This window comes from Salinibius halmophilus, assembly GCF_003577475.1.
Lineage (GTDB): Bacteria > Pseudomonadota > Gammaproteobacteria > Pseudomonadales > Natronospirillaceae > Salinibius > Salinibius halmophilus.
This window is the reverse complement of the sequence record NZ_QPEP01000004.1, coordinates 1-22,056: the sequence shown is the minus strand read 5'-3', so window position 1 is coordinate 22,056 and position 22,056 is coordinate 1. Positions and strand designations below refer to the sequence as shown.

Annotated in this window: 19 protein-coding genes and 1 tRNA gene; 10 read left to right on the top strand and 10 right to left on the bottom strand. The window is 48.5% G+C overall.

Features of this window, described 5'->3' with window-relative positions; translation table 11 throughout:
- Window positions 1-228: 228 nt before the first annotated feature.
- Complete coding sequence (hexR, locus tag DUW71_RS05075) at window positions 229-1,098, bottom strand: transcriptional regulator HexR (protein ID WP_119394170.1); 870 nt, start codon at window positions 1,096-1,098, stop codon at window positions 229-231.
- 145 nt (window positions 1,099-1,243) lie between these two features.
- On the opposite strand from hexR, the gene DUW71_RS05070 reads away from it, so the two are divergent.
- Window positions 1,244-2,194 (top strand): glucokinase, encoded by a 951-nt coding sequence (locus DUW71_RS05070; protein ID WP_158583881.1) that lies wholly within the window; start codon window positions 1,244-1,246, stop codon window positions 2,192-2,194.
- Window positions 2,195-2,202: 8 nt separating this feature from the next.
- Complete coding sequence (gene malQ, locus DUW71_RS05065) at window positions 2,203-4,122, top strand: 4-alpha-glucanotransferase (protein ID WP_119394168.1); 1,920 nt, start codon at window positions 2,203-2,205, stop codon at window positions 4,120-4,122.
- A gap of 4 nt (window positions 4,123-4,126) precedes the next feature.
- Here malQ and DUW71_RS05060 read toward each other — a convergent pair whose 3' ends face one another.
- Complete coding sequence (locus DUW71_RS05060) at window positions 4,127-4,483, bottom strand: hypothetical protein (protein ID WP_119394167.1); 357 nt, start codon at window positions 4,481-4,483, stop codon at window positions 4,127-4,129.
- Window positions 4,480-5,355, bottom strand: coding sequence for a TIGR01777 family oxidoreductase (locus tag DUW71_RS05055; RefSeq protein ID WP_119394166.1), 876 nt, complete (start codon window positions 5,353-5,355; stop codon window positions 4,480-4,482). Before DUW71_RS05055 ends, DUW71_RS05060 begins: the two co-directional genes overlap by 4 nt.
- A 98-nt stretch (window positions 5,356-5,453) precedes the next feature.
- Here DUW71_RS05055 and DUW71_RS05050 point away from each other — a divergent pair, with 98 nt between their 5' ends.
- Genes DUW71_RS05050 through queF form a run of 3 tightly spaced genes read left to right on the top strand, consistent with a single transcriptional unit; the run spans window position 5,454 to window position 7,956 of the window.
- Window positions 5,454-6,371, top strand: a complete 918-nt coding sequence (locus tag DUW71_RS05050; RefSeq protein WP_119394165.1) for an ABC transporter ATP-binding protein — start codon at window positions 5,454-5,456, stop codon at window positions 6,369-6,371.
- Window positions 6,368-7,135 carry an ABC transporter permease gene (locus tag DUW71_RS05045; protein ID WP_119394164.1) on the top strand — a complete coding sequence of 256 codons (768 nt, stop codon included), beginning with the start codon at window positions 6,368-6,370 and terminating at the stop codon, window positions 7,133-7,135. The genes DUW71_RS05050 and DUW71_RS05045 overlap by 4 nt, the downstream gene beginning before the upstream one ends.
- Entirely contained in the window at window positions 7,135-7,956 is an 822-nt protein-coding gene (gene queF, locus DUW71_RS05040; RefSeq protein WP_119394163.1) for an NADPH-dependent 7-cyano-7-deazaguanine reductase QueF, read from the top strand. Before DUW71_RS05045 ends, queF begins: the two co-directional genes overlap by 1 nt.
- A 27-nt stretch (window positions 7,957-7,983) precedes the next feature.
- On the opposite strand, the gene DUW71_RS05035 is transcribed toward queF, so the two are convergent.
- Entirely contained in the window at window positions 7,984-9,408 is a 1,425-nt protein-coding gene (locus tag DUW71_RS05035) for an adenylate/guanylate cyclase domain-containing protein (protein WP_119394162.1), read from the bottom strand.
- An 88-nt stretch (window positions 9,409-9,496) separates the two neighbouring features.
- On the opposite strand from DUW71_RS05035, the gene DUW71_RS05030 reads away from it, so the two are divergent.
- From DUW71_RS05030 to DUW71_RS05020, 3 genes are all read left to right on the top strand, one after another.
- Complete coding sequence (locus DUW71_RS05030) at window positions 9,497-10,057, top strand: nitroreductase family protein (protein WP_119394161.1); 561 nt, start codon at window positions 9,497-9,499, stop codon at window positions 10,055-10,057.
- Window positions 10,058-10,096: 39 nt separating this feature from the next.
- Window positions 10,097-10,186 (top strand) — tRNA-Ser (locus DUW71_RS05025).
- A gap of 155 nt (window positions 10,187-10,341) precedes the next feature.
- A complete protein-coding gene (locus DUW71_RS05020) occupies window positions 10,342-10,782 on the top strand; it encodes a MarR family winged helix-turn-helix transcriptional regulator (RefSeq protein ID WP_119394160.1) in 441 nt (146 codons plus the stop codon).
- On the opposite strand, the gene DUW71_RS05015 is transcribed toward DUW71_RS05020, so the two are convergent.
- The 6 genes from DUW71_RS05015 to DUW71_RS04990 form a co-directional block, all read right to left on the bottom strand.
- A complete protein-coding gene (locus DUW71_RS05015) occupies window positions 10,779-12,701 on the bottom strand; it encodes a VacB/RNase II family 3'-5' exoribonuclease (RefSeq protein WP_119394159.1) in 1,923 nt (640 codons plus the stop codon). The genes DUW71_RS05020 and DUW71_RS05015 overlap by 4 nt on opposite strands.
- 102 nt (window positions 12,702-12,803) lie before the next feature.
- Window positions 12,804-14,942, bottom strand: a complete 2,139-nt coding sequence (gene pta / locus DUW71_RS05010; protein WP_119394158.1) for a phosphate acetyltransferase — start codon at window positions 14,940-14,942, stop codon at window positions 12,804-12,806.
- A 3-nt stretch (window positions 14,943-14,945) separates the two neighbouring features.
- Entirely contained in the window at window positions 14,946-16,154 is a 1,209-nt protein-coding gene (locus DUW71_RS05005) for an acetate/propionate family kinase (RefSeq protein ID WP_119394157.1), read from the bottom strand.
- Between the two features lie 335 nt (window positions 16,155-16,489).
- Window positions 16,490-18,088 carry a sulfate adenylyltransferase subunit CysN gene (cysN, locus tag DUW71_RS05000; protein ID WP_119394156.1) on the bottom strand — a complete coding sequence of 533 codons (1,599 nt, stop codon included), beginning with the start codon at window positions 18,086-18,088 and terminating at the stop codon, window positions 16,490-16,492.
- Window positions 18,089-18,099: 11 nt separating this feature from the next.
- Entirely contained in the window at window positions 18,100-19,014 is a 915-nt protein-coding gene (gene cysD, locus DUW71_RS04995; RefSeq protein ID WP_119394155.1) for a sulfate adenylyltransferase subunit CysD, read from the bottom strand.
- Between the two features lie 164 nt (window positions 19,015-19,178).
- On the bottom strand, window positions 19,179-19,553 hold the full coding sequence (locus DUW71_RS04990; protein ID WP_119394154.1) for a YhcB family protein: 375 nt from the start codon (window positions 19,551-19,553) through the stop codon (window positions 19,179-19,181).
- Between the two features lie 145 nt (window positions 19,554-19,698).
- Between DUW71_RS04990 and zapE the strand changes: the two genes are divergently transcribed.
- Window positions 19,699-20,784 carry a cell division protein ZapE gene (gene zapE / locus DUW71_RS04985; RefSeq protein ID WP_119394153.1) on the top strand — a complete coding sequence of 362 codons (1,086 nt, stop codon included), beginning with the start codon at window positions 19,699-19,701 and terminating at the stop codon, window positions 20,782-20,784.
- Complete coding sequence (locus DUW71_RS04980; protein ID WP_119394152.1) at window positions 20,753-21,805, top strand: glycosyltransferase family 4 protein; 1,053 nt, start codon at window positions 20,753-20,755, stop codon at window positions 21,803-21,805. The genes zapE and DUW71_RS04980 overlap by 32 nt, the downstream gene beginning before the upstream one ends.
- Window positions 21,806-22,056: the final 251 nt, after the last annotated feature.

The following is a 22,056-nucleotide window of genomic DNA, read 5'->3' as shown; positions in this document are numbered from 1 at the left end:
CCTCAATAGTGCTGCCCTAGTCACTACTGAAAAACGCTTACGTTTCATTCTTAGGTTTGGGATGACTTCCGCTGCAAGAATGACTAATTTCGGCCTATAGGTATGCCCTATAAAATACCGACTAGTGGCCAAATCGATTCAAAGCGCATTTCTGTAACTTTCTTACAGGATGATATCATAAATTTGAACGACGAAGCCACTATAGACAAAAATTAATGAGCTGTTGAGTTAGTTATCAGCTTTCAGTCGTTGCTCCGCGTAACGTGTGGCAGACAGGGATTCTTTAACGCGGCGTAAATGGCCATGGAAGTCTTCGCCGCGGCGCAGTAAAACGCCAGTCGCCAGAACATCTAGTAAGGTTAGGTGTACAATTCGAGATGTCATTGGCGTGTAAATCTCAGTGTCCTCAGAGCAGTCAACATCTAAAATGATATGGGCTTTGTCGGCTAAAGGCGTGTTAGCATGGGTGATAGCGATAACTGTTGCACCAGCGTTGCGTGCTAGCTCCGCCGCTTCAACTAAAGCTATGGTTCTCCCGGTATTAGAAATAAAAACAAGCACATCGCCGCGATGAGCAGCTGCGGCGGCCATGCGCTGACTCATTATATCTACCCAATAGTTGACTGGTGTATTGAGGCGGAAAAACTTGTGTTGCGCGTCTTGTGCTACAGGGCCGGATGCGCCTAACCCTATAAACGTGATCGTCCGTGCTTGCGCTAATGCATCGGTAGCACGCTCCACTTCATGTGCATCTAAATTCCGCTTAGTGTCGTTCAGCGCATTGATCGTTGCTTGGAATATTTTGCTACTAAACTCGCGAACCCCGTCATTGGCTTCTACATTTTTACTAACGTATGGCGTTCCTGTTGCAAGGCATTGAGCTAAGCGAAGTTTAAAGTCTGGAAAACCACTGCAGTCGAGGCTGCGGCAAAAGCGGTTGACAGTCGGCTCGCTGACATCGGCAGACTTCGCTAGTGCGGCAATGCTTGAACGGATGGCTGATTGAGGATCGGCACGGATGACTTCTGCTACTTTCCTCTCAGATCGACTGAGTGAATCCAACCTGGATTTTAATACTTCTAGGATGTTGCTGCTCATCGGAACTTCTCCAGCCATGCAGGGTTTGTAATTTTATTACAAGAAGTAATACGGTTTTTTTGTTGCTGGTCAAGTCAACTTAGTAATTTAACTACAGTTTAGTCTGTAAGATTTGGAAAAACCTTGCACTATGTCAGGAGGTAATATGAAACAGGTGGTCGTTGGCGATATAGGTGGTACCAACGTGAGATTGTTCGCGCTGGATACTAGTTTGCCCATCATACCTGAGGTTCTATCGGAAGTGATTGCTCACCAGCATCCAACAGATGTTGTGGTTGGTGATGACTATATGGCTGCGTGCGTTCAACAACTAGCCGGGCAACCAGAATTTGTTGTGCTTGCCATTGCTGGCGCAGTCAATCATGGACAGGTGCAGATGACGAACTGTTCGTGGTCGCTCTCAGAGCAGGGGCTGAGTGAGCGTTTGGGTTGTGATGTTCGCTTTGTTAATGATTTTGCCGCACAGGGGTCCTCACTAGAACTGTTGGGAGATAAGGAACTCGTTACACTACAAGCTAATCCACAGGCCGCTGGCAATCGAATAGTGACAGGCCCGGGTACAGGTTTGGGCCTTTGCGCACGACCACACAATCAGTTGGTTACGCTTGAAACTGAGGCTGGCCACGCTCAATTTGCCCCAGTTACTGAAGAAGAATGGCAGATTGGTAATATCTTGTCTGCTCGTTTTGGTCGGGTGTCATGGGAGCGTATTTTATCTGGCCCTGGATTACTGAACCTATACCAGGCATTGGCGCGCTTGCACGCCCAGCCAGGCCATTGTGAATCGCCCGCACAGATTACTGCGTCAGCGCTAGATGGCGATAGTTTAGCCTTGCGCACCATGGTGCTATTTAGTGAGCTATTGGGCAGCTACGCCGGTGATATGGCCCTTGTGCATGGTGCGACCGGCGGCGTGTATCTATCTGGTGGTTTGGTGTCTCACTTGCGCCCTTGGTTAGAGCATGACCGATTGCTACAACGGTTTGTTAATAAAGGCCGATTTACATCCTATCTTCAACAAGTGCCACTACACTTAGTCATAGCGGAACAACCTGGGCTACTAGGTGTTGCACAAATTGCTAAAACATGGAGCTGATTGCCTAAATGAGTAAGCGCACATACTACGGTCATGAGTTGTTACATGGATTTGTAAACGCGGCAGGCCAGTGGCAAGAAATCGACGAGAAGTCTCGCAATATCGTTGCATCGGCTTTGAGCAAAACAGCAAACAACCTAAAACATCAGTTTCACGTGATCACGCAAGACGGCTGCGTTCAAGTGCCCTTCGACCAGCAAGCAATAGGGCAAGTGATAGAAGTAAACTGGGCAGGCGAACAATACCGCTATTTAAGTCATGATTTACCTTTTGATAATGGGCTGCTGAGTGTTTGTTTACCCTGGCGAGAGGGTCAGCATGGTGAGTTAACGATTAATGTGGCAGGCGTATCTGTTTACCATTCGATCATTGCCATTGCGCCAAGTTGTGCCGTTGCGCCGCCGACGAACAGATTGTGGGGGCCTGCGGTGCAGCTTTATTCGCTTCGCCGCCATGATGATTGGGGGATCGGCGATTTTAGCTCATTGGTGGCATTAATCGAGCAGCTGGCACCGTATCAGCCAGGGTTTATCGGCTTAAATCCGCTTCATGCCCTGTCTTTGGCAACGCCTGAGATGGCAAGTCCTTATAGCCCTGGCGACCGAGCATGGTTAAATATTTGGTACTTGGATCCAGATGCTACGCCGTTTGCTGACGCAATTAGTGGATGGCGAGCGCGCAAAGATGTTACTGAATGGCGTGAGCGAGTTCGTCAGCAGGAGTTCATCGATTACCCCGCTGTGGTAAAAATTAAATGGCAGGCACTTGCGAGGCAGTTCGCTGTTGCGTCGAAATCATCACACTGGCAAGCGTTTTGTAATTGGCGAGCGGAGCAGGGTGATACGCTCGAGTATTATGCACAGCACGAAGCCAAATCGATCTGTAAACGTGGTAAAAACGTCAAATCACGCTTGGTGACCTTTATCGCTTTCTGCCAATGGTTAGCGGTCATGCAGTTACAGCAAGCACAGGCTGCTTGCGAAAAGTTGCATATGCCGGTTGGGTTGTACATCGACTTGGCCGTTGGCTGTGTAGGGTCTGGTTCAGAAGGCAAACGCCGTGCTAAACAGCTGGTTTCTGGCCTTGATATGGGCGCACCTCCGGATCCATTTGGTCCAACCGGACAAATATGGGGCATGCCAATCACTCACCCCGAAGCATTAGCAGCTACGAGTGGTAAAGATTTTGTTGAACTAATGGATGCTAATATGGCCCTTGGTGGCGCTTTACGCATTGATCATGCTATGGGTTTGATGCGGATATGGGCGGTACCGTCGCATGCACCCGCAACCGAGGGTGCGTATGTGAACTATGATTTTCAATCGCACGTGGCATTGCTTAACTTAGTCTCACAAAAGCGCGACTGTGTTGTGGTCGCCGAGGACTTAGGAACTGTCCCCGACGAAGTGCGCGAGACCTTCCCGGCGCAGAACTACTTGTCGATGCAGGTATTGTTGTACGAGCGTGAAGGGGATCGTTTACCCACTTACCGGACAGTAAAGCGCCAAGCATTGGCATTATTGAGTAGCCACGACATGCCGCCATTAGCTTGTTATTGGCAGGGGGAGGATATCGATCTTCGCCGCCAGCTCGGGCTACTGGATGAGCAGCAGGCCAATGAGCAATACCAAGAACGGGAGCATGCACGGTGGGCTATCGCTAACACCATCGGCTATCGTAGCGATCATTGGGATGAAGAAATGCTTGTGCGCTTACACGAGTACTTGGCAGCTAGCCCAGCTCAATGGGTAAGTATTCAATTAGAAGATTTGCTGTTTGAGAGCCGGCCCGTCAATATTCCTGGCACCGAGGAGTCACAGTATCCAAATTGGCGACGCCGCCTAACCCAGTCTGTTATAGCGCTAGATGAGAGCAAAGCGGCGCAACGTGTATTACAGGTAATGGCAAGCGAGCGCGGCTTCGCCTGATAACTTAATTTGACAGTGTTTTAGCAACGGCTTCTTGCCAGCTAAGCTGAGTGGTTTGCCAGACTTCATCAATGCTGGCATACCGTTCAATCTCGGCATCATCTAAAAAGTGCAAACACTCGCTGCCAGCAAACCAGAGCAGGTCGCGAGGGACTTTGTGGCCAATGTGTGGCAGGTTACGAAAGACTTGCTGCAGTGTATCGGCAAGGTCGTTTCGCCATTCTTTACCATCATTAAGTGCCTGCTTGACTGAGCTCAGCGAGCCACGGCTGCCTTCATCATCGCTTAGGCCTTCATCTGCTAGCACTTTATCTAGCGAGTTGATCAACGGATTGATTTCGGCAGCTAATGTATATTTCATTTTGCGTAGGCTTCTAACATGGAGTTGGCATTGGTATACACAAATTCAAAGCCAGCGTCTAGTAAGCGTGAGGGGCTTACGCGCTGACTTGCCATTAAAAGCTCAGCTCTGTCTGAGCCTAACAATATGTTTACTGCGGGGCTTGGGATAGCAAAAAAGCTAGGGCGAGACAACGACTTGCTAAGCTGTTTTAGGAAGTCTTTTTGTGTTTCCGGCATCGGGGCCGTAAGGTTGAATGCGCCTTGGCAAGTTGGTTGGTTAATTAAAAAAGTGACCGCATTCAGCCAGTCTTTGAGGGCAATCCAAGGCCAGTAGTTATCGCCTTTGCCGAATGGGCCTAAAAGGCCAAGTTTCGCTGGTGTCATTAAAGGCGCCATTGCACCGCCTGATGGGTGCATCACTAGCCCGGTGCGAACAACACAAACACGTACTCTGTTACTGTAAGCGAGCGCTTGCGACTCCCAATTGGCGCAGAGTTTGGCACTCCAATCATTGCCGCTAGCGTTAGCTTCGGTAATCGTCTGATTGCCTTGATCACCATAAAAACCCACAGCTGAGCCTGAAATCAGGGTGCTTGGAAGGGCACCTCGGCTTGCAAGGGTTGCAAGTAGTTTTTGAGTATAGTCAACGCGACTTTGATACATTTCCAAACGACGTTTGTCCGACCAGCGTTGGTCGAACAGTGAAGCGCCTGCTAAGTTGATGACAACCTCTGGTTTGAACGATGCCGCCTGCTCAAAATTGGTAAATACTTGTTGGCAATGCTTTAGTGATTTGCCAGATCGGCTAATCACGGCGAGGTCATGTTCGCCTAAGTGTTTTAATAAATGGCTAGCTAGAAAACCACGCCCGCCGGTGATCAATACTTTCATAATACCTTCCCTATTGCATTCATCGCTTTTGCCCCCATGTTGTTACGCTATTATGGGTTAGCATAGATGCCTTATGCTAAAAGATAGTTGGAGTATAGATGCAAGCACTAACAGTAGAGGGGCTTGAGAAAACCTACGACAACGGTTTTCAAGCACTAAAAGGGGTGTCATTCTCGGTGGAGTCTGGCGAGTTTTTCGCGCTGTTAGGGCCCAACGGTGCTGGCAAGTCGACAACCCTTGGCATTGTTTGTGGACTGGTTCGAAAGAGTAGTGGTCGTGTAAGTGTTTGTGGTGATGATCTTGACCAAAGCCCACAAGCCGTTCGCCGCCATTTAGGTGTAGTGCCACAAGAATTTAATTTTAACTCGTTCGAGAAAGTAGAGCAGATCGTACTTAATCAAGCTGGTTATTATGGTATCTCCCGCAAAGAAGCTTTGCCTTATTGTGAAACCTTGCTTAAGCAACTAGACCTTTGGGAAAAACGTCATACGCCGGCGCGCATGCTCTCGGGTGGCATGAAGCGGCGACTAATGATCGCCCGGGCCCTGATTCACAAACCTCGGGTACTGATTCTAGACGAGCCAACTGCAGGGGTAGACATAGAGATTCGTCGTTCAATGTGGGAGTTTTTGCAAAAGCTCAATCAGCAAGGGCTTACGATTATTTTGACCACGCACTACTTAGAAGAAGCCGAGGCCATGTGTAAGCGAGTGGCAATCATTTCTGAGGGCAAAATAATCACCAACACGTCGACGAAAGCCTTGTTAAAACAAGCGGATAAGGCCTACTTTGTAGTCGATGTGACCGGCACGACTGAGAGCCTGCCAGCACTATCGCCGTTTAGCATTGAAGTTCTTGATGAGCACAGCTTTTTAGTTGAGGTGAATAAGTCGATTAGTTTGAACGAATTATTTGCGGTGTTAAACGAGAAGGGGATAAACGTGGCAAGTATTCGCCCAGAAGCGAACCGACTTGAGTCTATGTTTATCGATTTAGTGGCGGAGTCAAAACAATGAAGCATACAAGTGTTGCCTTGTTAACTGTAGTGCGCAAGGAAGTCACCCGATTCCTTAGAATTTGGCCGCAAACATTGGTTCCACCGGCCATTACCATGGTGCTGTACTTTATTATTTTTGGTAACTTGATTGGTAGCCGGATCGGCGAGATGGGTGGCTTTGATTACATGCAGTTTATTGTGCCTGGCTTAATTATGATGTCGGTGATCACTAATAGTTATGGCAATGTCGCTTCAAGTTTCTTCTCCAATAAGTTTCAACGTTCGGTTGAGGAAATGTTGGTGTCGCCAATGCCCGACTGGGTGTTGTTGGCAGGGTTTGTGGCAGGTGGTGTGGCCCGTGGGTTAGCGGTTGGTTTTATCGTTACTCTATTGTCACTGTTCTTTACTGACCTAGCAGTGCATCACTTGTTTGTTGTCATCAGTGTCATTCTACTGACAGCGATTGTGTTTTCACTTGGTGGTTTTATTAATGCAATCTTTGCCAACAAGTTTGACGATGTTGCCATTGTGCCCACCTTTATTCTAACGCCACTAACTTATTTAGGCGGTGTTTTCTATTCGATTTCATTATTGCCAGAGTTTTGGCAAGGCTTGTCTTTGTTTAATCCTATTCTTTACATGGTGAATGCATTTCGCTACGGAATTTTGGGTTATTCGGACATTAATATTTACATCGCTTTTGCCATGCTAGCAGCGTTCACCTTGGTGTTCTGGTCGTTAGCACTATGGCTGCTAAAGCGCGGAAAGGGGCTTCGACACTAATGTCTACCAAGCAAATGCCACTGGGGCAGGTTTCACAATATCCAGAGCAGTATGATCCATCATTGCTCTTCCCCGTGCCACGAGCGCCAAAGCGTGAGGAAATTGGCTTGTCACCTGAGCAACCGGGTTTTGTCGGTCAAGATGTTTGGAATGCTTGGGAGGTAAGCTGGTTGCTGCCATCGGGCAAGCCTGTCGTGGTGATCGCTGAGATTCGAGTACCTGCTTTGAGCCCGTTTTTGATCGAATCAAAAAGCTTAAAACTCTACCTAAACTCTTGGAATCAACATGTATCGCCTGATGCCGAAGTGGTGGGTAAAACAATTGCCACAGACCTCTCGAATGCAGCAGGCGCAGAAGTAGAGGTTCGCCTAGTTGGCTTGAATGAGGCGCAAGCGGCCTTTGCTGTGCAGCACGACGATGCGATATGTATTGACGACTTACCGGTTGAGATCGATCAGTATCAGCCGCAGGGTAACCTTTTGGCGGTCAATAACGATCAGGCAAATGAAACGCTAGTAAGTCATTTGTTGAAATCTAACTGCCCAGTTACCGGACAGCCCGATTGGGGCTCGCTCTATGTTCGCTATCGCGGCAGTAAAATTGACCGTGAGGCGCTGCTGCGTTATGTCATCTCGTTTCGCCAACACACTGATTTTCATGAACAATGCGTAGAACGGGCTTTCGCTGACTTAGCTGCTATTGGTCAATTCGATTCACTTACGGTGTGGGCGCGTTATGTGCGCCGAGGTGGGCTAGACATTAATCCTTGGCGCTCAACTGATAAGGCAGAAGCAGAAAACGGACGCCATGTAAGGCAGTAAGTTAATCTGGGAGCAGTGGCTCCCAGATTAAATAAGGCTTTTCTGGATCGCCTCACGCGCCTTTTCTAGCGCTGTGTTAATGCGGTCAATGTCATAGTTTTTCACGTGCTGAAGATCAAGCTGCATGAAGAACCCGTCCATATCTACATTGGTGAAACTTGGCCTAGAGCCTAGCTCTCGTCTGTGATCTACCACGCTAAACACAGGGACTGGTCTAGTGAAGCCTTTAACTGATATTGGGTCTTTTTCGCGGCAGGAAATCGTGTCTTTTACTAGCTCGTAAACCGCAGAGGAAATGAGGATTTCGCCTGACGACGCGGCCGTTTCTAGGCGGCTAGCAAGGTTTACTTCTTTGCCAATAATGGTGTAATCCAAGCGTGTTTCGGCACCAAAGTTTCCTACCGTACAGTAGCCCGCGTTGATACCCATGCGGATTTCAAGACCCTGTGTGATACCTTGTTTGCGCCATTTTGCATAAAGGTGGTGCATGGTGCGGCGCATTTCTAAAGCCATGGCGACACAAGATTCGGCGTCTTGTTTAACGCCCTTAGTTTCTGGGTCACCAAAAAACACCATTACAGCATCGCCCATGAACTTGTCTATCGTGCCGCCGTATCTAAGCGCAATTTTAGACATCTCATTGAGGTACTCATTCAAGATGGACGTTAAGGCTTCCGGCTCTAGCATTTCCGACATCTCGGTGAACCCTTTGATGTCTGAGAAGAACACAACTAGACGCTTGCGTTGGTTCTCTAATTTGACATCGCGTTTACCAGAAAAAATGGTTTGCCAGACTTGCGGTGAAATGTACTTGGCAATTTGTCTTGATAGGTTTCGATACTCGCGCGACTGCTGCTCCAGCTGCTGGCGCGTTTGGATCAATGTTTGCGCGTGACGCGTAGAGAAATAGGATGTAACAGCAATGTAGATACCTGCACCGATGCCACAAACATAAGGGGTTACATTGCTAATTTGTTCAATGTTCCCAACTTGCAGTATGTTTTTCCCCTGAAAAACTAGGATTGCTGCGGCGACGGTTGTGATCAAACTAATAAAATAGATTAAAATACTGCCCAATGCGATGTATGACGCATTCGCCATGATTATGATCAGCAAGCCAGTGATTGGATAGTTGCTTAATAGGCCGACCATAGCACCAAAGAAAACTGAGTCGATGATGGTTAACACTTGACTAGTGCGCTCTGGGTTTTCACTGCGTTGACGCAATATTACAGAGCTTGCGTAAGGATAAATCACTTGCCAGGCAAGAATTGGCACTACCCATAATGGCACGCCGCTGCGCCACGTTGCAGTCATGGTTACGAAAGCAAGTGTCAGGTAGGCAATGTAGCGAGCGTAGATTTTTGGACGCAAGTTAAAATCGTGTTGCCGAGCGTCTGCAAAGCTAGGTTGCTTTGCTTTAACTGCTTTCGGCTGCTGGTTTCTCGACATAAGGCTTCAAAGCGTTTTAATAATTATTAGTAGGTAGTTATACCACACTTTTTGTAGGTTACTTCAATACTTACCCCAGGATATTTTTATGATAGACCTAATTAACCAACGTAGCTCGCATGGGAAGCTCGTAGCGCCAGGGCCAAGTGCTGAGCAAGTTAAAATAATCACCCAGGCTGCTGTTCGAGCACCCGATCACGCTTGGTTGAGGCCAACTTACTTTATAACTGTTGCCGATGAAGAGCGAGAGGCCCTAAATCAAGCCTTTTATCGCCATACTTTGGCAACTGGTGGTACGCCGGCACAGTTAGAAAAAGCAGCGAGTATGGCTAATAGAGCGCCTATGTTGCTTATTGCTGTTTGTCGACAGCAGATGCATGCAAAGGTCCCGCAATGGGAGCAGGTTGCCACCACCTGTGTTGCTTTGGCGTATAGCCAGTTAACAGCTGAGTCATTAGGGTTTGGTACTATCTGGCGCACGGGTGCGATGGCTGATAGCGATGCTGTGCGGGAGCTGCTAAAGCTGAAAGCAAATGAAAAAATAGTGGGTTTTTTATACATTGGTAGCAAAAGTGGGGCAGAGAAAACGCGTCCAGAATCCGCCAATGAGTTGCCTGTTGTTAGCTTGTCTAATTTGCTAAACGATTGATTTGCCAAGGCTTTTTGATGTAGGTATAGTAGCCGCAGTGGAGAGGTGTCCGAGTGGTTGAAGGAGCACGCCTGGAAAGCGTGTATACGGGAAACCGTATCGAGGGTTCGAATCCCTTCCTCTCCGCCATGCCATGCCCCATATCCTACCTTTGAAACCGTTTGCACCAATAATATGCCGTCTGTCTCGTTTTTCACTTAATTTATGCTAGCCATATTGTCAGTTTTTGTTAAATGTTACATAGTGTAAATATCTGTAACAATTTACATAACTCAGGCTAATTCATGTCAGATAGTTCATCACCGATAGACGATCTTTGCTGTTTTCCTATCGCAGCCCTCGCAAGAGTGTTGATTCGTCGCCAGCAGCCATTCTTAGATGCCTTGTCAATCACCTACCCACAATACTTAGTGCTGTTAGTACTTTTACCCGAAGACAAGCTTCCAGTACGAGAGATTGGCCGTCGATTGGTGTTAAATACCAATACGCTTACGCCACTACTAAAACGAATGGAAGTAAATGGTCTTGTAAATCGCCAGCGAAGCCAGCAGGATGAGCGAGTAATATATGTCTCATTAACGGATCGAGGAGAGAGCCTTGCTCGGCAATGCAAGGCGATGCAGCAATCATTCCAGGAGTCTGAACCTGAGCTCTTCAAGGCTTTGCAGGCTATTCGGCCAAATGTTGACAAAGCACTTGAAGAAGCCAGTCGCCATCTACTTTAAACGAGCTTAAAGGTGAGCGCTCGACGCTCAACGTCGACACCTGCTAGCAGGACATCCACCTCAATTCCTAGTGTTAAGGTTTTATCAGCCAGCTTGGCCAGCTGGCTGTCGCCTAGAAATTCGAACGATTCATCCCGTTTCATTGGTGCAAAGCCCATGGCACCGACGTCAGTTAATACAACGTTGACGCCGCCCTTGCTGATACCAACTACTTGGCCTCGGAAAGTTTTGTCGATATCGCGCTGCAAATACTCACACATCATCCAGCTTTCCGCTTCATTTGCCGGACGGCGAGACGCGCCTTGGCGATCACTAATGATTGCAAGGTCTTCTGGCGTAAGGTTTGGTACCGGCTGCTGTTCGAGCAGAGCAACGATGATACGGTGCAGCATCAGATCGGTATATTTGCGAATAGGTGAGGTGACGGTGGTGTAGTGAGACATGCCCAGTGGCATATGCGGCGATAGCTCGTGTTTGATTTCAGTTCGGCTAAAATTTCTCGCTAGCAGGCGGCGAATGTGCTCACCCTGTTCGTGATCATTCAGCTGGCGAACAAGCGTTAGGTAGCCTGCAAGTGATTCTATGTTACTAGCATCTAATTGCCAGGTTTCTGCTAGAGCGGACTTGACCACGTCTTTTCGCTCATCACGCACGCCAGCGTTAGTGACGAAGAACCCTTGTTGTTGTGCGGCTAGCCATCGGGCAACACTTTGGTTTGTGGCAAGCATAAACTCTTCAATGATCTTGTGCGCTAGCGTCCGTGGCTTTACCAAGACATTGTTTAGCGCACCTAGTTCATCAACGTTAAACTCATAATCCGGACGGTCGGTCATCACAATGTTATTGGCATGGCGTTGTGCTAGAAGTTGCTCGGCCAGCGCTTTGGCAGCGGTTAAGCTTTCGGTGATCGCCGGCGACTCAATTGTTTCGCCTGATTCAAGCGACTGGCTGACCGCCTCGTAGCTAAGCTTTGCTTTTGATTCCACCACTGCACGTTGTAATACTGGCTCTCCGCTAGGCTCGCCACTGGCTGAGAAGTTCTGAGTGATGACCAGCGCAAGGCGTTTTTTGTTTGGCACCAATGAGCATGCCACTTCAGTTAATGGCCTTGGTAGCATGGTGAAAGTTTTGCCGGGCATATAAACCGTAGCGGCGCGAGCCTTGGCAAACGCATCCATGGCGGTGCCTGGGGTAACAAAGGCTGCCGGGTCGGCAATGGCCACCGTTAACTTCCAGCCTGAGTTAGTGGTTTCAACAAACACCGCATCATCCATATCTTTTGTTGATGCTGAGTCAATGGTCACCAGCGGTAAGTCGGTCAGATCATCGCGACCAGCGGCGAGTGATTCAATATCTGCTTCGCTGATTGCACTGGCTTCAGCTTCTGCTGCTTCAGGCAGTTGCCAATCTAGGCCGTACTTAGCAGCGGTTACCTTTTGCACTAGGTGAGGGGTGCTGGCGTCACCAATGATGTCGACAACCTTTGCTTGCGCTTTGCCTTGCTCAAACGGGTGTTGATGTACCTGAGCAACCAGCCAGTCGCCTTCTTTAGCGCCATTGCGCAACGGCGGGGGAATGAATAACCAGCGCGATAATCCTGGTAAGCTTGGCTCCACACAGTGCGCTTTTCCGCGCACCACATAACGACCAACAAAGGTGCTCAGATTTGTTTCAAGCAGCGTCTCAACCTCGGCTTGTTCTTTATCGTCGCGACCGGTAGTAAGGGAAAACTCAATGCGATCATCCGGAAAGACTTTTTCCATTTCTTCCGGCGGTAAAAAATGACTGGCTCCGGTATCGTCAATTACAAAGCCAAAACGGCCGTTTGAGCCCCGCACAGTGCCCGTGTGCATTTCTTTCGCTTCATGAAGCTGGTTTTTCAGTGCGCCAAGTTGCGCCAAGGTTTTTGCGTCGAACATCGGGGACTTCTACTTTCCATAATTGACATGACAAAAAAAAGGGTAGTGATGACTACCCTTATTTAACTGCCTGCATACTATATCAGGGTTTTTGCTCAACTGTTATTGTGCATCCGCTTGAATTGCCGTCAATGCAATGGTGTAGACGATGTCTTCAACGAGTGCACCGCGCGACAAATCGTTTACTGGCTTGCGCAAACCTTGCAACATTGGGCCGATCGACACCACGTGCGCTGAACGTTGTACCGCTTTGTAGGTGGTGTTGCCGGTGTTGAGATCTGGGAAGATAAACACGGTTGCACGACCGGCGACTGGCGAGTCTGGTGCTTTTGATTTTGCTACTGACTCAACAGATGCCGCATCGTATTGCAGTGGGCCATCGACCAATAGGTCTGGGCGCTTCTGCTTCACCAGTGCCGTGGCTTCACGCACTTTTTCCACGTCGCTACCGCTGCCAGATTGACCAGTTGAGTAGGAAATCATGGCAATTCTTGGCTCAATGCCAAATGCTAGTGCCGAATCGCCGGATTGGATTGCAATCTCGGCAAGCTGTTCTGCACTTGGGTCTGGGTTAACAGCACAATCACCGTAAACAAGTACTTGATCGGGCAAGAGCATAAAGAAAATCGAAGATACGATGGACGCATCTGGCTTAGTTTTGACTAATTGCAGAGCAGGGCGGATGGTATTGGCAGTGGTGTTGATGGCCCCCGATACCAAGCCGTCTACATCGTCCTGAGCCAGCATCATGGTGCCCAACACGTTGCAATCTTCTAGGTAGCTTTCCGCCATCTGATGGGTAACGCCCTTGTGTTGGCGAAGTTTAACCAATGGCTCAACATAAGTGGGTGCAACACTATCAGGTGCAAGGATTTCAATGCCTTCTGGTAATACCAATCCAGCAGTAGCGGCTTGTTGGCGAATGACATCTTCGCGACCCAACAAGACACAACGGGCAATGCCTTGCTCTTGGCATTGAATGGCTGCTTGAATGGTGCGCGGCTCTTCGCCTTCTGGTAGTACGATTCGTTTGTTGGCACGACGCGCTTTTTCAACCAGCATATGGCGGAAGGCTGGCGGTGACATGCGACGCTCTCGCGGAATACGAGCACGTGCGGCCATCCAGTAGCCGTCAACATCGGCCGCTACGGCATCCATTACCATTTCCATGCGTGATAGGTCATCTGCCGGCACTTCGGTATTCATCTCGGTTAAGCGTTTGGCGGTGTTCCAAGTATTGGTTTGAGTTTGTAATACAGGTAGGCCTGACTTCAGCGCAGCTTGACAGAGTTCAAACACGCGCGCGTCCATTTCCATCTCACCGGTGAGAAGAATGCCGGCCAATGGTGTGCTATTTAGCGTGGCCATGCAGGACGCTAGAAAAATATCATCGCGATCAGCGGGTGTTACCACGAGTGCGCCAGGCTTTAGCGTATGCAGCATGTTCGGTACAGTGCGGGCAGACAGGGTAACGGTCTGTACCCGACGCTCCTTGGCGGCACCTGGGTTAATAATGTCCGCTTTGAGATAGTTCGCTACATCTATGGTGCGCGGTGCAACCAAGGTTGGATTCCAGCGAATGGCACCTAGGCAGCGAAAGCCTGGTTCACGGAATACCGGTAGCTTGCGCATAATGCGCTCGCGATCGGGTTCAATTACTTCCGCTTCGTCTGGCTCTTCGCCAGCGATCACTTGTTGGTGCTCAGGTAGTGGCGCGCCAACTTTGTTGAGAATACAACCTAAAACATGTGGTGCACGTGGGCCGCCGAACAAGTTGGCCGCCATTCGAATGCGTTCGTCAAGTTGCGCTGAGCGATCTTCATTCTTGGCAGCTACCAGAATGACTTCGGAACCTAGTGCTCTGGCAATTTCTTGGTTAAGGCGAGTAACGAAGGTTTCGCCTTTAATGGGTACAAGACCCTCGATCACGACGACGTCGGCATCTTGCGCACTTTGGTTAAAGATGTCGACGACGTTCTCTAGTAGTCGATCGAGTTGACCGTCGGCAATCAGTTGCTTCGCACGCTCTAGCGTCATAGGGGCAGCTGGCTGAAGACCTACGGTTTGGCGAATCAAGGAGGTTGAACGCTCAGGGTTGGTGTCGGTACCAAAGGTTTGTGCTACTGGCTTGCAGAACGCCACGCGCACGCCAAGCCGATCTAGGGAGCGAACTAACCCCATACATACCGAGGTAAGACCTGTGCCTGGGCCTGTTGGAGCAAGAAAAAAGCTATGTTGCATCGATTATTTCTCCAGTAGTGCCAAACTTTGGTTTGCGATCTCCCATTCCTCATTGGTATTCACCACCATTACTTTAACGGCAGCATCCTCTGGGCTGATCACATGATTCGAAGACTTACCGTTGTCGGCATTTCGCTCATCGGCAATTTCGATTTTTAATACACGTAGATGCTCGGTGACGCGCTTGCGCACCAAGCGAGAATTTTCACCAATACCACCAGTAAAGACTAGTGCGTCGAGTTTTGGCAGGGCGGCTGTTAGTGCCATTATTTGTCGTGCGAGGCGGTAGCAAAAAACGTCTAGCGCAATTTGAGCGTTTTGATTACCTTGCTCGGCTGCTTCGCTCACGGTGCGCATATCGTTCGACAACCCAGATAACCCAAGCAAGCCACTCTCTTTGTTAAGCATGCTAGTAATTTCATCAAGTGTTTTGCCAGTTTGATCAGCTAAAAAAGATAAGAGTCCTGGGTCAACATCGCCCGAGCGAGTACCCATCATTAGCCCCTCAAGTGGCGTGAGGCCCATTGTTGTGTCACGGCTCTCACCGTTTACCACTGCCGTAGCCGAGCAGCCATTACCTAAGTGGGCAACAATTAACCCATGGTCGTCGGCGGGTAAACTCGCAACTTTTACCGCCTCGCGAGAGACGAACTGGTGTGATGTACCGTGGAAACCATAACGGCGAACTTTATGTGCCTGGTACAAGGTTTTTGGCACAGGGTATAGGTAAGCGTGCTCAGGTAATGTTTGGTGGAAGGCGGTATCGAATACGGCTATTTGTGGTACGGCCGGGCAGCGATCGCGCATGGCATGGATGCCTGCTAAGTTTGCTGGGTTATGCAGGGGGGCCAGGGCAGACAAGCGCGCGATTTCGGCTGCGACTTCTTCATCTACCAATGTTGCTTTACCAAAAGACTCGCCACCGTGTACGACACGGTGACCGACTGCAACCAATGGCGCCAAGCTGCCTAGTGCTGCTTCAACCAACTCCACTACCTTCGCTAGCGCTTCTGCCATAGAGCCGTCAGTTAGTTCGTATGTGGTTTTGCCGGCCTCGTTGCTCCAGTGCAATACCGCTTCAGCTGTGCCTAATCGCTCTGCTAAGCAGGTTGCGATGGGTTGGTCTTCACGATTGACAAACAAGGCGGTTTTTAGAGAAGAACTGCCGCTGTTAAGAACAAGAACAGCTTCTGCAATATTAGCTACTGACATGAGAGAGATCACCAAAACGAAAGTGGTTTGTAAATTTTGCTACCTATCGGCAGCGAATGCCCAAGTGTAGGACTGAGGTCAGCAAAGGTCATTGATCTAAGCCGGTATTAGGGCTTATTTTGTAAAAAAGCTACCTATGTGACTTGATTTATCCAGTCAATTCGGCTTTTAACGGTGACTGTTTTGCTTAATTCAGTTCTTAAACGTAATTTTACAACAAGGTTTAGTGTTTCTAAACGATCTAGCTCAAAAAGTAGTGGAAAGTTTAACGAACAATTTAGCGAATATAAAAAAACCCAGCACGTGGGCTGGGTTTTTCGTTAGTCATCTAGTGTTTAGTCTAGATCATGTGAAGCAGTCAGCTGATTAAGTAATTGGTCAACATTGTCACCGTCAAGTGTGTCGGCCTCGACGTTATTTTGGCAAATAACGATTAGTCCGGCATTGAGTAGTGCTTTGGTTGCCCCATGATCAGGGCTATCAATGCGAACAACGGCATGGCCTGCATCAAACAAACGACGCTCTAGTGCGATGGCAAGTTCAGATGTGCTCACATTCACGGCTCGCGCATGCTGACCAAAACGCTTGGCACGTTCGTCTGCGGTCACTGGGTCTTTATCGCTAGATGTATCGGCTTTGCCTGTGATCATGCCGGCGCCGACCGTTACGTTGGTTAGGCGGTCGATCACGATAAACGCACCAGTGTGACGGTTGACTGAATAAGGGTCGAAGGCAATCGACTTATTTAGTGTTACCGTGCACTCAGCGATTTCGTTCAACTCAAGTTGCTTGGCATCGTGCTTTTCTAGCGTATTAACGTCGATGCGATGAGCAATGTTAGACACCGTGCCTGAAGCCATGTTGGTGCCAACTTTGATATCGTACAACTTACCCGGCTGCATCGCTTGGTCATGCATCCAAACAAGCGTTGCATCAATTGAGTTGCTGGTCACAGGTTGGTCTTCAACGCCTACCAACATGTCACCGCGACTCACATCGATTTCGTCTTGCAGCGTAATGGTCACCGCTTGGTTAACAAATGCTTCGTCAAGGTTGCCATCAAAGGTAACTATTTCTTTAACCTTACTGCGCTTGCCTGACGGTAGCGCGATGACCTCATCACCTGGATGAACTTTACCTGCTGCAATGGTGCCAGCAAAACCGCGGAAGTTTAGGTTCGGGCGGTTAACGTACTGCACCGGCAAGCGGAAGCGTGCGAGGTCTTTCTTATCGACAATCTGCACTTCTTCCAAAATCTGCATTAATGGCTTGTCGGTGTACCAAGGTGATTTCTCACTATTTGATACAACGTTGTCACCATCGAGCGCTGAAATAGGCACATAAATTGGATGCTCAACACCTAGCTGATCGGCAAAGGCTTGATAGTCCGCTTTAATTTCGTTGAAACGGTCTTCGCTGAAATCAACCAAGTCCATCTTATTGATCGCCACGACTATGTGCTTGATACCGAGCAAGTGTGCTAAGTACGTATGGCGGCGAGTCTGCGTCATTACGCCATGACGGGCATCTACAAGAATGATCGCAAGATCCGCCGTCGATGCACCGGTTGCCATGTTGCGCGTGTACTGTTCGTGTCCTGGTGTATCGGCAATAATGAACTTGCGGCGGTCAGTAGAGAAATAGCGGTACGCAACATCAATGGTAATGCCTTGTTCACGCTCGGCTGCTAAGCCATCTACTAGTAGTGCCAAGTCGATTTTATCGCCTTGCGTGCCGACTTTTTTTGAATCATTGGCGATGGCTGCAAGCTGGTCTTCAAAGATCATCTTTGAATCGTGTAGCAAGCGGCCAATTAACGTACTTTTACCATCGTCAACACTGCCGCAGGTAAGCAGGCGCAATAGCTCTTTGCGCTCGTGTTGTTCGAGGTATTCATTGATATCTTGTGCAATGAGTTCTGATTGGTGTGCCATAAATACCTCGCTTAGAAATAACCTTCTTGTTTCTTTTTCTCCATTGACGCACTTTGGTCGTGGTCAATTACGCGGCCTTGGCGCTCAGATGTTGTGGTTAATAACATCTCCTGAATGATTTCAGGTAGCGTGGTGGCGTTGGACTCAACCGCGCCCGTCAGCGGGTAGCAGCCTAGTGTGCGGAAGCGAACGTTTTTCACCATCACTTCTTCATCAGGGCGAAGGCGAGAGCGCATGCGGTCGTCGTTCACTTGAATGAGAGTGCCATCGCGCTCAACCACCTCACGTGGGGCAGACAAATATAAAGGTACAATCGGGATGTCTTCTAAATGGATGTACTGCCAGATATCCAGCTCAGTCCAGTTCGACAATGGGAATACCCGAATCGATTCGCCTTTGTTCACTTTACCGTTGTAAAGGTTCCAAAGCTCTGGGCGTTGGTTCTTCGGATCCCAACGGTGGTTTTCATCACGGAATGAAAAAACGCGCTCTTTTGCACGAGATTTTTCTTCATCACGACGGGCGCCACCAAATGCCGCATCAAACCCATATTTGGTAAGTGCTTGCTTGAGCGCCTGTGTTTTCATGATGTCTGTATGCTTAGCAGAGCCATGATCAAACGGGTTAATGCCCTGCGCCACACCTTCTTCGTTTCTAGCGACAATTAGGTCGAAGTCGTACTCCTTCGCTAAGTTGTCACGAAATTCAATCATTTCCTTGAACTTCCACGTGGTATCAACGTGCATCAACGGAAACGGTAAACGGCCCGGTGCAAACGCCTTGCGTGCCAAGTGCAGCATTACTGCTGAATCTTTACCAATCGAATAAAGCATCACAGGGTTGTCGAACTCTGCAGCTACTTCGCGAATAATGTGGATACTCTCTGCCTCAAGTGCCTTGAGGTGAGTTAGATTGTAGTCGCTCACGCTTGTGCTCCAACAAGTGAAATTTCGTAAACGGCGCTAATCTAACAGAAACATATGAGAATAATAAGTCAGCAATTTAGAAGATTGGGTGATAAGAATATGGTTGTTAGCATGTATAGATTTACTTAACTGAGGCAGGTGCCACCTGCCTGCTATCCAAAAGGTTAGTGTTTTTCGGCGTAGTCCCGAGGCGCTGAAGGAGGCTCAATCTCGGGTTCGTCTTGCTTCGACTGATCAGCTATTTGGCCTTCTTGGTCGCGTGTTTGGTTTACCAATGCATCCGGCTGGGTCAGTTCGTCGATGCCCTTGGCAATATGAAGGTTTACCGCTTGGTAACGCTCATTCAATGACTCGATCAGCTCAGACGTATGCTGAAAATGATTATTTACCTGCACTTGGTAGGTTTCGTGAGTTGCTTTTAATGCTTCGTACTTCTTTTGAAGTTCTGTTTGGCTTGTGTTGCGCAATGCCAGCCAAGTAACCAGTGCACCAATAATTGCACCAACAGCAGTGCCAAGAATTAAAGTTGAAAGTTCCATGTGTGATCCTCTTGCATGGCATAGCTGCAGTATAAATCACTGCGCGGGAATCGACTATGAATGAACGGTGGCAAAATTATTCAGATAAATTTGCTTTATTTGCCGTCGGCGCTAAAGTGCGTGCAGCGATTGTAGGGGGGACATCATGACGCCATTGGCAGCATATGAAAATGATTTGAACAAACAAGGGTTCATCGCCGACGCAGCACAGAAAGAGGCTGTGATGGCATTAAACGATTTATACCATCGGCTACTTGATGATGGTGGCCCGACAATGTTTCAAAAGCTGCTACGCAAAAAGGTCGTTCCACCTCGTGGTCTATATTTTTGGGGCGGCGTTGGCCGCGGCAAAACCTACTTAATGGATACCTTTTATGAGTGCTTGCCTTTCGATAACAAACGAAGGGTGCATTTTCACCGCTTTATGCAAATGGTTCATGCGCGCCTGTCAGAGTTGGCCGGTGAGAAAAACCCGCTCGATAAAGTAGCGCAAGAATGGGCAAGTAATACGCGCGTGCTTTGCTTTGATGAGTTTTTTGTCTCTGATATCGGTGATGCAATGATTCTAGCTAACCTTGTGGGCGGGCTATTCGAACGTGGTGTCGCGCTGGTTGCTACCTCAAACATTGAACCGCAAGGTTTGTATAAGGATGGTTTGCAAAGAGATCGTTTCTTGCCAGCGATTAGAATGATAGAACAATATTGTGACGTGCTGAATGTTGATGGTGGTACCGACTACCGATTGCGTCAATTAGAGCAGGCTGAGCTTTATCACTACCCGTTAGATGACGCTGCCAAGACATCATTGCAATCATCATTTGATAATCTGATTCCTGGTCATAGTGACATTAAAATCAACGAGCCGGTAGAGGTGCTTGGGCGCAAGCTTGTTGCACTGCAAGTTGCTGATGATGTTGCTTGGTTCGACTTTTTGGTTCTATGCGACGGGCCGCGCAGTCAGAATGACTATATCGAACTGGGGCGTTTGTTTCACACGGTGCTAGTACAAAATGTACCAAAGTTTACCGCTGAAAAAGATGATCAGGCGCGGCGCTTTATTAACTTAGTGGATGAATTTTACGACCGCGGTGTCAAGTTGATTATCACGGCAGAGGTGTCGCTAGCTCATTTGTATGAAAGCGGAAAGCTAAGTTTCGAGTTTGAACGCACGCAAAGCCGACTATTGGAAATGCAATCACATGAGTACTTGGCTCGTGAACACAAGGCTTGATTTGGCGCCAGAAGTAATTGTCTCTGACCTTCATCATCGCATTTCTGGTGTAAGCTCAACTTGTCGTGCGGTGACCCCTCTAGTTGCGAAGCACTATCGAACCATTTTGCTTAGCAAAAACCCTTTAAGTGGCGTGACACATATAAGCAGCTTTTGGAAATTGGTTGAGTTATTACGTCAACACCAGCCTGAAAGAGGCTTTTTTATCTGGCATGCAAGGCGTAACAACGAGATGCAGCTAGCCTTGTTTGCCAAGCATGTGCTGCGCCTACCAATTAAGATTGTTTTTACCAGTGCTGCGATACGTCGCCATTCATGGTGGCCTCGTAAGCTAATTGCTTCGATGGATTACATCATTGCCACGAGCTCCTCTGCGGCTGGGTATGTAAATGCGCAAGCGATAGTCCCTCACGGTGTGGACTTGTCAGCCTTTTCGGCTAAGCCAAAACGTGATGCTTCGCTAACCATTGGTGTTTCTGGACGAGTGCGGCCCGAAAAAGGAACTGACATACTAGTTGAAGCGATGTTGCCACTACTAAAGCGCTACCCAAATATACGGCTGCTAATTGCTGGTGCTGTGACACCTAAATATGAAATGTTCGCTCGTCGGTTAAAACAGCAACTTATGCCGGTTCAATCTCAAGTGGCTTGGCTTGGGGAGCTAGCCTTGGCTGATATGCCTGCTTTTTATCAGAGTCTGGATGTTGTCTGTGCTCCGGCTCGCTATGAGGGGTTTGGTGTTGTGCCGCTAGAGGCGATGGCGTGTGGAACAGCAGTTGTGGCCAGTAAAACAGGCGCATACCCGGATCTTGTTTCTCCAGAAGTTGGTAGCTTGATAGACATCGGCAGTGTTCAGCAACTTGCTAGTGCGATAGAAAAGTTGATTGCTTCACCTGAAAAGTTGTTGGCATGTAAGACTAATGCGCTGAATCATGTAAGAAAGTTCAGCCTAGACAATGAGGCGAGCGGTATCATTAATGCTTATAACAGTCTATTCAGTGCAGCGCCGCTAAAGCATTGAAAGGGCCCTCCTTACTAGCTCATTTTAGAAGGGTGGATTAATTTAAAAAAAACTTCAAAAAAAGTGTTGACGCATTTGGCTTTGTCTCTATAATGCGCCTCCACACCAGCGGGGCACAGCCAAAACGGCAAGCAACGCTGAGTCAGCCAAGCGGCTGGCGAGGGTTCACTCTTCGCTAAGTTGCTGAAAGTTCTGAAAAACTTTTCGAAACTTTCTTAGAAAAACTGGTTGACACGCTGCGGGGAATCATT